Annotated in this window: 6 protein-coding genes; 5 read left to right on the top strand and 1 reads right to left on the bottom strand. The window is 49.7% G+C overall.

Annotated elements, in window-relative coordinates:
* Positions 1–104: 104 nt before the first annotated feature.
* The gene (gene ggt / locus ACR9Y8_RS07290) at positions 105–1,811 is read right to left on the bottom strand and encodes a gamma-glutamyltransferase (protein WP_481212582.1); all 1,707 of its coding nucleotides are present in this window, start codon (positions 1,809–1,811) and stop codon (positions 105–107) included.
* A 226-nt stretch (positions 1,812–2,037) separates the two neighbouring features.
* On the opposite strand from ggt, the gene ACR9Y8_RS07285 reads away from it, so the two are divergent.
* The 5 genes from ACR9Y8_RS07285 to ACR9Y8_RS07265 all read left to right on the top strand — a co-directional run bounded on the left by ACR9Y8_RS07285 (position 2,038) and on the right by ACR9Y8_RS07265 (position 14,122).
* Entirely contained in the window at positions 2,038–4,803 is a 2,766-nt protein-coding gene (locus ACR9Y8_RS07285) for a TonB-dependent receptor (RefSeq protein ID WP_481212581.1), read from the top strand.
* A 266-nt stretch (positions 4,804–5,069) separates the two neighbouring features.
* Complete coding sequence (locus ACR9Y8_RS07280) at positions 5,070–7,337, top strand: hypothetical protein (RefSeq protein WP_481212580.1); 2,268 nt, start codon at positions 5,070–5,072, stop codon at positions 7,335–7,337.
* Between the two features lie 12 nt (positions 7,338–7,349).
* Entirely contained in the window at positions 7,350–7,640 is a 291-nt protein-coding gene (locus tag ACR9Y8_RS07275; RefSeq protein WP_481212579.1) for a hypothetical protein, read from the top strand.
* 28 nt (positions 7,641–7,668) lie between these two features.
* Positions 7,669–8,439, top strand: coding sequence for a hypothetical protein (locus ACR9Y8_RS07270; RefSeq protein ID WP_481212578.1), 771 nt, complete (start codon positions 7,669–7,671; stop codon positions 8,437–8,439).
* Between the two features lie 46 nt (positions 8,440–8,485).
* A complete protein-coding gene (locus ACR9Y8_RS07265; RefSeq protein ID WP_481212577.1) occupies positions 8,486–14,122 on the top strand; it encodes a PA14 domain-containing protein in 5,637 nt (1,878 codons plus the stop codon).
* Positions 14,123–14,139: the final 17 nt, after the last annotated feature.

The raw sequence follows: 14,139 nt of genomic DNA, 5'->3' as shown, positions 1-14,139 counted from the left end.
TTAAATTGTTTAAGGTTTGAAGTCTGAGGTTTGAAGTCAGTTGAAGGTTAGAGGTTTCAAAGGCCGATAACCTGCTGTAAACCTCCAACTTCAAACCTCAGCTGTTAATATCCTGCCGCGCTATCATCTCCTCTGCCATCTCCCACGGCTTCCAGCATGCCGTTGTTGTTCACCCGGATCACTTCTGTGCGGCCGATGGTGCTGCGCCGGGGCTTTACTTTATAACCCATCTGTTCCAGTGAGCGGCTGATGCTGTCCGGGAAATTTGGCTCCACTTCTACCTCGTCTGGCAGCCACTGATGATGGAATTTGGTTTCATTCACTGCCTGTGCTACCGGCATGCTGAATTCCAGTATGTTGATCAGCGTCTGAAAAACAGAGGTCATGATGGTAGAGCCGCCTGGTGTGCCTACTACCAGGTAAGGGTGCTTGCGCTGCAGCACAATGGTAGGCGTCATAGAGCTGAGCATGCGCTTGCCCGGAGCAATGGCATTGGCCTCATTGCCTACCAGTCCGTACATATTAGGTACGCCTGGTTTTACGCTGAAATCGTCCATTTCATTATTCAGGAAGAAGCCTGCGCCGCCTACCACTACTTTGCTGCCATAACTGCCGTTCAGGGTAGTGGTCACTGCCACAGCATTGCCCTGGTCGTCCATGACGGAGAGGTGCGTGGTCTGTTCGCTCTCATGCATGGGCGCACCTGCTTTTGTTGCCACGCTGGTGCCCGCTTTATTGGGTACATAATCGCGCATGCGCTGTTCCAGGTATTTTTTATCCGTAAGCTGCTTAACCGGTACTTTTACAAAATCTGCATCGCCCAGGTATTCTGCACGGTCTGCATAAGCCCGTCTTTCAGCTTCCACCATCAACTGTATGGCCTGTGGTGAGTGAAAGCCCCAGGTGGATAAGGGGTAGCTCTCCACCATGCCCATCATCTGCTGTAATACAATACCACCGCTGGAAGGCAGGGGCATGGTGATGAGGGTGTAATCTTTATAATTGAAGATGATCGGTTTCCTTTCTTTGGCCTTATAAGCTTTCAGGTCTGCTTCGCTGATGATGCCTTTGCCGCGTTGCATCTCTGCTACGATCATGGCGGCTGTTTCGCCTTCATAAAAACCTTCCATGCCTTTGTCGCGGATCCTTTTCAGGGTTTTGGCAAGCTCCGGCTGTATCAGGGTATCGCCTGCTTTCCAGGGCGTGCTTTTTACAAAGCGGCTGGGTTTTGTATTCAGCCGTTTGAATATGTCGGCATGCGCATTCAGGCTGTTGGCTTCTTTTTCTGTAATGGCAAATCCTTTTTCTGCCAGTGTGATGGCAGGTTGTATCAGCTTGCGCAAAGGCAGTTTTGCATAAGGGAGGGACGCGAAGATGCCTGCTACGGTACCCGGTACGCCGGCGGCCAGGTGTCCTTCCTGGCTAAGGGTAGTATTGGCGTTGCCCGCAGCATCCAGGTACATATCACGTTTGGCCTTTGCAGGCGCCATTTCCCGGTAGTCGATGGAGATATCTTTTCCATCACTGAGATGCGCCACCAGGAAGCCGCCGCCGCCCAGGTTGCCGGCTGCGGGATATACCACTGCCAGCGCCAGCTGTGTGGTAATAGCCGCATCTACGGCATTGCCGCCCTGCTGTAATATACGGGCGCCCGCCTGGCTGGCCAGCGGATGGGCAGAAACAACGGCGCCGTGTTGTACGGTCACCTCTTTCCGGATAGTATAATGATACGGATCAGTGCTAAGTGCAGACTGGGCAAAAGCATGCGTTCCAATCAGTAGTGTCGGTAGAAGAAAAAATCTGATGCTCATTACAGGCATTTGTTTGTGCCTAATTTACTAAACATTATCATAAAGTTTGAGGTTTGAAGTTTGAGGTCCGAGGTTCGTTCTGAAGTTTAAAGGTTTAAGGCAGGTTTTTTTTCCTGAACGTCCAAACATTTAACGAACTTCAGACTTCAAACTTCAAACCTCAAACCTCAATTTTAATTAGTAAATTAGAACATAACCAAATCTAAACCCTCTAATCTAAATCGCTATGAAAGTACCCTCAAGGCCTTTTCTGTTACTGTTGACATGCCTATTCACCCTTTTCTCCGCCGCACAGGCGCAAACCGGTACCATACAGGGAACGGTAACAGATGGTAAAGCGCCATTGGCCGGCGCCACCGTACAGATAGAACGTACTAACAAAGGCGGTTATACGAATGCCGCCGGTAGCTATTCACTCAGCATCATTCCCGGCGAATACACCGTAACCGTCAGCTTCGTGGGTTTTGCGTCGCAACGTAAACCGGTTACCGTCACAGCCGGGCAAACCGTACAGCTGGATTTTTCCATGGTGACCAGTACCACCATGAATGAACTGGTGGTGTTAGGTTCCCGCAGCCTTCCGCGCACACAAACGGAAACGCCCGTACCGGTGGATGTGATCGATATCAAGAAAGTGGCGCAGGATGCGCCGCAGGTATCCATCAACCAGATCCTGAACTATGTGGCGCCCTCTTTCAGTTCGGGCACACAAACAGTGGCGGATGGTACTGATCATATCGATCCCGCTTCGCTCCGCGGACTGGGCCCGGACCAGGTGCTGGTGCTGGTGAATGGTAAACGCCGTTACAACACCGCCCTGGTGAATGTGAACGGTACCTTTGGCCGCGGCGCCGTAGGCACTGATATGAACGCCATTCCCACATCCGCTATTGACCGCATTGAGATCCTGCGCGACGGCGCCGCCGCACAGTATGGCTCAGATGCTATTGCAGGCGTGATCAACATCATCCTCAAGAACAGCGTCAATCGTTTGAACGTAAACGTTACTACCGGCGCTAACTTCACTTCACAATCTGTTGATGATATTGACGGACAAACAGTGCAAACCGGTATCAACTACGGTATCCCGCTGGGAAATAAGGGCGGCTTCATTAACATGGGCGGCTCTTATGATTTCCGTAATTATACCAACCGCTCCGGTCCCTGGGTAGGGCCTATCTATCGTGCTTACCCAGGCGGCGCAGACAGAACGGATTCTTTCCTGCTGGCCAACAAGATCACCCGCGATGATATCCGCATGCGGGTAGGACAATCAAAGCTGCGTAGCGGACAACTCTTCGTAAATGCCAGTATTCCCATGGAGAACAATGCAGAGTTCTACCTGTTTGGTGGTCTTGGCTACCGCAATGGCCAGGCGGCCGGTGTTTACCGCCTGCCCAGCGACAGCCGCAATGTGCTCGATATCTATCCCCTGGGCTTCCTGCCGGAAATCCACTCAGACATCTATGATAAGTCCCTGGCCTTCGGCATCCGCGGTAACCTGGGTAACTGGAAAGTAGATGTGAGCAATACCTACGGGCAAAACCAGTTTATTTTCAGCGTAGCGAATTCGCTGAATGCTTCGCTGGAAAAAGCTTCGCCAACCACTTTCAATGCCGGCGGGCCGGTATTCACGCAGAATACAACCAACCTGGATTTCTCCCAGCGTTTTGATCTATTGCAGGGCCTTGATGTGGCCTTCGGCGGAGAATACCGCTTTGAACGTTACCAGCTGGTGGCGGGTGAAGAAAATTCTTACACTGATTACGGCCGCGCCACCAAGATAGGGGAGGACGGCAGCGGTCGTCCCATCCTTATTCCCGATCCGCAGGGTGCTATCAATACCAGGTTTGGTCCTGATGGTACGGCCCGTCCCGGTGGCGCCCAGGTATTTCCCGGCTTCCGTCCGGAGAATGCCGTGAATGCCGCCCGCAGCGCCATCGCAGGATATGTGGATGTGGAAGCTAATTTCAGCAGTGCATTCCTGTTGGGCGGTGCGCTTCGCTTTGAGAATTATAACGATTTTGGCTCTACGCTGAACGGCAAGCTGACTGCACGTTACAAGCTCGGTGAGCGAACCGCTTTACGTGCCTCCGGCAGTACAGGTTTCCGTGCGCCTTCACTGCATCAGCGTTTTTACTCCAGCACCTCCACATTGTTTGTAGACGGCCTGCCGTATGAAGTGGGCACCTTTACCAATGATAGCCGTCCGGCAGAACTGCTGGGCATCCCTAAGCTGAAGCCGGAAAAATCAAAGAGCCTTAGCGCCGGCTTTACCGGTACCTTTGGTAAGTTCAACCTCACCGTAGACGGATACTACACCCGTATTAATGATCGCATTGTTTATACCGATCAGTTCTCCGGCCGTAATGATTCCGCTGCCTCTCCCGTAGATAAGGAGATCTACCAGCTCTTATCGTTGGCCAACGCCAATCGCGCTGCGTTCTTTGCCAATGCTATTAATTCTGAAACGAGGGGAGTGGATGTAGTGCTCACCTATGGTACCCGCCTGGGCACAGGCAGTTTCAGGGCAGATCTTGCAGGTACCTACTCCTATACACAACAGGTAGGAAACGTGAAGGCATCTGAGAAGCTGGCAGGTAAAGAAAATATCTATTTCAGCCGCGCCAGCAGGATCTACCTGGAAAGAAGCGTGCCGCGTGAGAAGATCAACCTTACCTTAACGTACAACATTAACCGGTTTAACGTGTTTGTGCGTAATGTGTATTTCGGCAGTGTAGAAGAAGCGACCAATGATCCTGCTTTCTTCCAGACCTTTGATCCGAAAGTGGTAACGGATGTATCAGTGGGTTATAAGTTTACGAAAGGCGTGAAGCTGAGCGTAGGTTCGAATAATGTGTTTGACATCTACCCGGATAAAGTAGCTAATCCTGCTAATACTACCAATAACCAGTTTATTTATAGTCGCCGGGCTACACAGTTTGGTTATAACGGGAGGTTCCTGTTTGCGAGACTGGAGTTGAATTTGTAGGCTTGGAATAAATATTTCAACACGGATCATGAATGCGATTGTGTTCGTGATCCGTGTCAATTTTGTAAGAAAAAATCCTGATACTACTAACATGTGATTTATCTGTCAACACTATTTTTTCATCTGAAAAAAATATGATTCTTAAAAACTGATTTATATCTTGCAAGCCGTTAACCGTAACAAGAGTCCTTATGCCTGTTATTAGACCAGGAGTAACCAGTCTATATGTGAGAATGTTATTCTTTTTTGTTTGTAGCCTGCTGACTATGAACAGCTCCCTGGTAGCACAGACTTCTTCAAAGGATACAGGTGTTATTGTGTACGGCTCGCACCGGGATGAAGGACCGGAAATGATTGACAGCACTTACTTTATTGCCCGAACGGGATGCAAGTCACTGATAGTTGTTCCCATTCCTCCTTACCCCAGACATTATGATTCTGTCAGAACGCTGGTGATACATCAACCAAGGAAACCAGCAGACCTGGCTGTTATCACGCCGCAACGCAAACCCTTCCTGGTAGTGCATGGAAATGTGATGTACGATTTTTACTACCAGTCAAATGCCGACACTCCTTACCTGGAGAAAGAAATATACCAGCACACGGTGCAAACTTCCCTGGAAGTGACCGTAAGAGACAGGTATCCTGTAAGAGTAGCATTTTCTACCATGAGAGGGAATTCATACCTGTTCCGCGACCTGACGGGAGCGAATATGCAATATACCAACCGCGACTTCAAAAATATCCTGTTGCAGAACGCCCAGCAATGGGATGCCGGCCAGTTAAAACAGTGGAAAGAGCTGGAAGAGCTGAAACTGCGTATAGCTGCACGCCTGAAGGAAATTAACCGTTTGAAGAGCTGGAAATCCGGTCCTTCTGCATTGCAGCAGCTGATCGAGGAAAGGGAAAGAAAGTTGTATGGAAAGGTAAAAGATAGTTTGTCTCTGAATTCCGGTATGCCCGACAGCCTGGGCAAGTTTACCGCCCTGAAAGATAAAGCAGATAGCCTGAGCCGTAAGGTGAAAGACACTTACAATGCAAACGCCGCCAAACTGGATTCCCTGCAGCAGGAACTGGCCCATTGGGAAGCCCTGTATCGCGGGAAACGGCAGCTTTTAGGCGCCAGGAAACAGCAGCTGATGGACGTGCTCAGGAAAAGCCGCAACAATAAAGAGCTGGCGGACAGCCTGGAAGCGATGCACCTGCCCGATTCAGTGCTGCCACGTGGGTTCCGTACGCTGCTGGCTGTTAGATCAGTAGGCATCGGCAGAACGCTGGTAGACTATTCTGAGCTGACTGCAAAGAATATCAGCATCACCGGTGTACAGGCCGAGTATAATCCGTCTTACTATGTTGCATTTGCGACAGGCGCGGTGGATTACCGCTTCCGCGATTTCGTGGTGAATGACAACAGGGTGCGTCAGTATCTTAACATGGTGAGAGTAGGTACCGGTATGAAGGAAGGGAATAATGTCATTCTCTCTTTTTACACTGGCAAAAAGCAGGTGTATAATTTTAATACCTCCGCAGGAGGCGTGTCAACGGAAGCGCCTGACTATAAAATAATGGGAGTGTCCCTTGAAGGAAGGTGGCAGATCAATAAGAACAACTACATAATAGGAGAGGCGGCTAAATCTTCCATGCCATATTATAAAAGGGAAGCACACAGCCAGGGGCTGGGCGCCAGCATGGTAAGTATGAGCGACCACTCTAATGAAGCGTTGGCCGTAACAGCGGTGTCTTTTGTACCGCTTACCGGCACACGTCTGAGCGGTATGTTTAAGCGCATGGGCGCCAATTTTCAATCGTTTAGCCTGTACTCCACCGGCTCTGCGCAAAGCGCCTGGATGATCAAGGCGGAACAGCCCTTCTTCAAACAGCAGCTGACGCTTACCGGGTCTGTCAGGCAGAATGTTTACACCAGTGTTTTCGAAAATGCCAGCTACCGCAGCAACACCATTTTCAAAAGTATACAGGCTACTTTTCGCAGAAAGAAATGGCCGGTGCTCTCCCTGGGATATTTTCCCAGCTCGCAGCTGATGAAGCTCAGCGATGACAAGTATATAGAGAACCTGTTCTATACATTTGTTGGTACCGCCAGCTATTTTTACCAGTACCGGGGGATCAGTATGAATACGATCTTTTCCGGAACCAGGTTCTATAATCATCAAACAGACAGCGGGTTTGTATACTTCAACAGTACTAACCTCCTGCTGAACCAGACAGTTTTCCTGGGTAAGTTTACTGTTAACGGGGGATTGTCATCCGCCACCAACCAGGATTATGCAGTATATGGGGCAGACGGCAACCTGCAATACAGGGTGTCATCATGGCTGGAGCTGGGCGGAGGATTGAAATATAATTATCAGACCACCTACCGTTTGCAGCAAACCGGTTATACGGCCAATGCAAAGGTGAACATTCCGAAGATCGGTGAGATAGCATTGATGGCAGACCAGGGATTTGTGCCCGGTGTGAATAAACAACTGGTGCCCAACAAAACAGGGCGCCTCACTTATACGAAGATATTTTAAACAGGAGATACTATGAAAAGATCCCTATACCTATACCTGGTATTGTCCATGCTGGCTTTTCGTGCGGCCGCACAGGTAAGTATGACCGTACAGCTGCCACCAGCAGGAGTGTTGCAGAAAGCCCAGCTGTGGAATATCGTATTGGTGTCTGCCGTTGACAGGCCGTCGAATGTAAAGATCACCATGCGCCTGATGGATGCCCAGACCAATCAGCCCGTGCTTACAGGCATCACACGTACCATCATTTTAAATAAAGGCGCCAAACAGCTCCGCATAGGAGATGTGATGCCGGTACAGATATGAATATCTCTCCGCAGCCATAGACAGAAGTGTGAATGGCATGCTCCCTGCCGGTAGCTATGTGGCCTGCTACAGCCTGGTGGTGGTCAACGATAAGGATGGCAATCAGCCCGGCGAGGATTGTATCCCTTTTGCAGTGGAACCCGTAAGCCCGCCCCTGTTGAATACACCCGCCAATGAAAGCGTGCTGGAGTCAAGACTGCCCCAGTTCACCTGGCTGCCGCCTGCGCCGCTGAATATGTTTAATGATCTGAATTATGAAATGACCCTTGTAGAAGTACGCCCGGGGCAATCTGCGCAGGAAGCCATCCAGACGAATATCCCGGTGTACAGGGCGCCCCGCCTCAGGAACATGTTTGTGAACTATCCTGCAGGCGCTGTAGCCCTGGATACGGCCAGACAATATGCATGGACGGTAGTGGCGCGTAACGGCTCACTGTTTGCCGCTCAAACCGAAGTATGGACTTTCCGCATAAAAGGTGTGCACCCGTCACTGAACGCCGCTAACGGCGCATATGTAGCGCTCAGAAAGGAACTGGATGGAACCGTCATCAGCTGCAGCAGCCTGCATTGTGAATATAATAATGAAACTGCCGACAGTACCCTGCGTTACGAAGTGATTGCCCTGGAAAATAACAACGATGTTGTCACTACGGGAACCTTAGCTGTCAGACGGGGAGCAAATAAACTGGATGTGCCGCTGAAAAGAGGCCTGGATGTGGGAAAAAGTTACCTCTTCCGCCTGCGCAACACCCGTAATGAATACTGGCAGGTGAAATTCATTTATACCCGTGAAGATTAACTGTAAAAAGATAAGATAACACTTTATACCTATAAATAAAGCTGAAATGATACTGGCTCTTGTTGCAAAAGGGAAGAAAAAGATTGCGTGCGTAATGCTGGCTTTGATCTATTTCGAAACGGTCATCCCTTCCTATGCTTTGGGTACTCCCCGGGCGGTTTATTATAGCAATGTGGTGAAGGAGGGTTTATTGCCAGCCCCGGCACCGGTTCCGCGCAGCGTAAAGAAAATGGAAGATATTGGCGGCCCTACACAGCCTGAGAGCCAGGCCTTCCAGTCGGTGAATAATGCCAATATGGTGGACCTGTTCACAGGTGATCTCAACTATAGCATTCCCCTGATAGACGTAGGCGGCTACCCCGTAGCCATCGGTTACAACAGCGGTATTACCATGGACCAGGAAGCCAGCTGGGTGGGTCTCGGCTGGAATATCAACCCAGGTACTATCACGCGTAACATGCGCGGTTTGCCGGATGATTTCAGCGGAGCATCGGACTCTATCATAAAAACAGCGAGCATTAAGGAAAACAAAACGATCGGTGTGACTGCGGGCGCAGATTTCGAGCTGGCTGGTTTCCCATTGACGCTCGGCGTTTCATTGGGCGTATTGCATAACAATTATCGCGGCTGGGGAATGGAAAGCGGTGTCAGTGCAGGTATCAACTCCGGCGCCAGTTCCTCGGGCACGCTCGCAGGCGGCCTGTCGCTCACCAGCAGTTCCCAGAACGGTGTTACCCTGTCTCCAAGTCTGTCTTATTCATTTGCTATCGCCGATACGAAAGAACAAGGCGGCTATAGTGGCAGCGTATCTACAGGACTGTCCTACAATACACGGTCTGGTATGAAAGCATTGCAGTTCTCGGCAGGGGTTAGCCAAACGTATAAACTGGAGACCGTTGCAAAGGCGACCGGCAAGGCGGTTGCAGATACCAAACCATTGGGGTCAAACCTGGGCTTGTTCAGCAGTAGTCTCTCTTTTGCCTATCCGTCTTTCACACCTACTATTAACCTGCCCTATACCAGTTATCTGTACACTGTTACATTAAAAACTGGCGGTGAAATAAAGGTAGGTCACCCCAGCCTGTTTATCAGCGGTTATGTTTCCAAACAATATATAGACGACAAAGATAAAAGAACGCGTATACCTGCCTTCGGCTATCTGAACTACCAGAATGGGACCGGCAATCCGGGCGCATTGCTCGATTTTAACCGGGAAAAAGAAATGGTTTACCGCGACAAACCCGAGATCCCCAATATTGCGATACCCTCTTATACCTACGACGTGTTCAGCATGTCCGGCGAAGGAACAGGCGGATCATTCCGCGCTTACCGCAGCGACATCGGCTATGTGTATGATCACGCCATGCGCACCAAAGATAAATCAGGCGGCGCCAGCGTTGACTTTGGCGGTGGCGACCTGGTGCACGGCGGTGTTGACATCAACTTCACTTCGGCCAACACCACCAGCGGCCCCTGGAAAGCGATGAACCCATTGGCCAGGACCATTCAATTCACAAAATCTGATAAGAACTACGAAGCTGTTTATTTTAAAAACCCCGGCGAAAAGACGATCAATACCCGGGACTTCTACAATGCCATCGGGGATGACGATGTAGTGGCGCCCAAATTAACCGGGAACAATGGTTCATCTTATATTGCCACCACTAACTTTTTGACAAAGTATGCCGGTGGTGAAAGTAAAGGCGATATTAAAATAACGCCTGCTACCGCTATAAAGCAGCATCGCGACAAAAGATCACAGCTGATCACCTATCTCAGCGCGGAAGATGCGGATATGGGGGCGATGAATAAATATATCGAGAACTATAGCCTTAATACTTACACGTTAAGCAACTGTGATAACAAGTTCCCGGAGGACGAGCTGAGTGGTGAAGGAAAAGGCTTGTGGGCAGAATACTGGGCCGACCAGACGTTTAAGTACGGCTTCATGTTTGCAAGAGGGCCTGAGCCTTATGCTGCTTTCCCCAATGCAAAAGATTATCTGAAGAATAAGCTTCCGGGCACACCCAGCTGGGTGGAATTTGATAACGGCTTCGCTATTAAGTGGTCTGGCCTGCTCAAAGCGCCGGTAACCGGTCCCTATACCTTTATCACCGACAGCGATGACGGAGCAGAAGTTTGGATCGAGGATATCCGCGTGATAGATGCGCTTTATGAAGGGCATCACTGGAATATAACATCCCCGACTTTATGGCTGGAGAAGGATCATTTTTATCGTTTGCGGGTAAATTACACCCAATGGGGCGGTGGCGGTATGGAAGGTTCTAATATGGGATTCAGCTGGACTTACCCCGGCCAGCCAAAAGAGATCGTGCCAACGCAGTACCTCTATATGGTACCTAAACTGGATACCTTCCCTGCTGAGGCAAATGCCCCGCTGCACAAAGAGAAAAGGGTGAACAACTATCGCAAGAGCAATCACCTGTCGGAAATATCCGTGCTCAATAACGATGGCAAGCGTTATGTATACGGCATACCTGTTTACAACCTGAAGCAGAAAGAAGTAAGCTTCGCTGTGAAGAACGAGAACGGCAATCCTGAAACCGGTCTTGCAAAATATGATTCCCGCCTGGATCCCGGCCACAAAGGCGACGGAGACGACTCTACCACAAACATGAATGGTACCGACCGCTATTTCAGCAGCGAGGAAACGCCGCCTTACGCACACTCTTTCCTGCTTACCGGCGTACTATCTCCCGATTATGTGGACGTTACAGGCGATGGTATCTCGGATGATGACCTGGGCGATGCGGTGAAGTTCAACTATACCAAAACAGCCGGTCAGTATAATCCATATGAATGGCGCACGCCTTATTCAGATTCAGCCAACTTTAACCAGGGACTGAAAACAGATACCCGCGACGCTAAAGGCAGCTACGTATACGGTCAGAAAGAGCTCTGGTACCTCAATTCCATCGTGTCAAAGAATATGATAGCCACTTTCAAGCTGGGCCCCCGTAAAGACCTGGCGCCTATCAATGAAAGAGGCGTGAAAGATACCGGGTACCACCTGGCGCAGAAACTCGAAGAGATCAACCTGTATACAAAGGCCGATTTTCTGAAATACGGTACCAGCGCCAAGCCGATAAAAACCGTGCACTTTGATTACTCTTATGAGCTGTGTAAAGGTATCAACGCACCCAAGGGTAACAACGGCAAGCTCACGCTGAAGCGGATCTGGTTCACCTATAACGGAAATAATAAAGGACGTAAAAATCCCTACATATTCAAATATCATCCCAACAACCCCGACTATAATACAAAATCGTATGACCGTTGGGGTAATTATAAGAATGCACTGCAAAACCCGGGATCTTCTGCCGGAAACCTGATCACCAACGCAGAATTTCCCTACGCTTTGCAGGATAGTGCACAGGCAGCTTATAATGCTGCCGCATGGACACTGGATACCATCATTCTCCCTTCAGGCGGCCGCACTACGATCACCTATGAGAGCGATGATTATGCCTATGTGCAGAATCGCCGTGCCGCCAGGATGACAAGTGTTGCAGGCTTCTCGCCGGTACAGCCTACCGCTGCAGGTATGCTGACAAACCGTCTGTATGGTGGTCTTAAAGAAAATCTGTTCATCGCCATTAACGTATCGGAACCAGTTCATTCAAAAGAGGAGGTATATTATAAATACCTGGAAGGCTGCGATACCATGTTCTACCGTCTGAATGTGAAAATGCCTTCAGATAAGTTCGGAAGAGGGTACGAATATGTATCCGGCTATGTGCGCCTGGTAAAAGGGGAGTATGGTTTCATTCCCAACACCAATATCATTTGGGCGCAGGTACAGGGCATAGACAATAACGGCAATTCAGGTGGTTCACTGAGCCCTATGGCTAAAGCTGCTATACAGTTCCTGCGGCTTAACCTGCCCTCCAAAGCCTATCCCGGATCAGACGTAGGAGACAACCTCGACCTGGTAGACGGCGTAAAAGTACTGTTCTCAATGGCCGGTAATATTAAAGAACTGTTCACCGGTTTTGACAATATCGCCAGAAGCAACGGATGGGCAAGGGATGTAGACCTGAGCCGTAGCTTTGTGAGGCTCAACGTGCCCAATTACAAGAAGCTTGGTGGTGGCCTGCGTGTAAAACGTGTCGTGGTCAACGATAACTGGAATGCCATGACTGGTAAAGCCAGAAAGGAATCCACTTACGGTACAGAATACCTGTACACTACTATTAAGACCATCCACGGAGATAGTGTAGAAATCAGCAGCGGGGTGGCTGCATATGAGCCTGTGATGGGTAATGAAGAGAACCCCTGGCGCTTGCCGATCGAATATACCGAGCAGGCGGCAGCCTTGGCGCCCACCAACATGGGTTATGTGGAACAGCCTTTGGGAGAATCTTTCTTCCCCTCTGCTTCGGTAGGCTATAGTAAAGTGCGTACGCGTTCTATTAAAACGAAGAATACCCGTTCTGCCAATGGATATGAAGAAAGCACTTTCTATACGGCGTATGATTTCCCCACCATTACCGATCATTCTATACTGGGCAGCGGTAACGGCACCAAACGTACTTACAAGCCTGCACTGGGCAACCTGCTGCGGATAGATGCGCATAATCACCTGGTAATGAGCCAGGGCTTTAAAGTTGAGCTGAATGATATGCATGGCAAACCGAGGGGTCATGCTGTATATGCAGAAACAGACAGCCTGCATCCCATTTCTTACACAGAAAACTACTATCACGTAGATAATGTAACCGATGAATTCAAGCACCTGAACAATACGGTATTGTCTATGAGCCCCCAGGGTGAAATAGACACCACAGCTGTGATTGGAAAAGATATAGAGCTGATGATGGACATGCGCGAACAATCATCTGTTACCAAAGGTATGAGCGCCAATGTGAACGGAGACGTATTCACCTTTGCCCTGCCGCCGGTGCTCAGCTGGTTGTCTCTCATTCCAAGGCCGAACTCTGAGGAGAACCTGTTCCGTTCGGCAGCTGCTACCAAGATCATTAACCGCCACGGCATACTGGATAGTACCATTGCCATTGATAAAGGCAGCAAGGTAACTACCTGCAATCTGCTGTACGATGGTGAGACAGGTGATGTGCTGCTTTCTGCGGTCCAGAATGAATTTGGTGATTCTATTTACCAGTTCAATTATCCGGCCGCCTGGGTGTATGACGGTATGAGCGGGGCGTATAAGAACGTCGGTTTCACAACAGACAGTGTTAACATCAGGCAGGGACGCATTACTTCCGGCCTTACACCGGAAGAGGTACGACAGTACTTCGCTTCGGGTGATGAGATCATTGCTTATTCCCGTAATGCGGTCGACTTTAATGGCGACTGTGATCCGCAGCTGGCCAGCTTCCGTAGCACGGCGAAAGTATGGGTGGTGGATGCTAATGCCATCAAGGGCGGCACACCAGACCTTTTCTTTATGGATCATGACGGCAATCCTTACTCCGGCAATGATCTCATCCTGAAAGTGATCCGCTCCGGCAGAAAGAACATCTCCGCGAGCGCAGGCTCAGTCACCATGTTGTTAAACCCGCTGAAGAAAGATGTTAGCGGCAAGTACAACCTGATAATAAACAAGGATTCCAAAATAATTAATGCGGCAGTAACAGAGTACAAACAGAGCTGGCAGGTGGAGGATAAGAAGAAGTCAGTGACAAGATGCTCTTTCTAACTGTAAACACAAACGAA

Source organism: Chitinophaga sp. SVR4-12A (assembly GCF_056754765.1).
The sequence above is the reverse complement of the archived record's forward strand: the minus strand, read 5'-3'. Positions and strand labels throughout refer to the sequence as shown.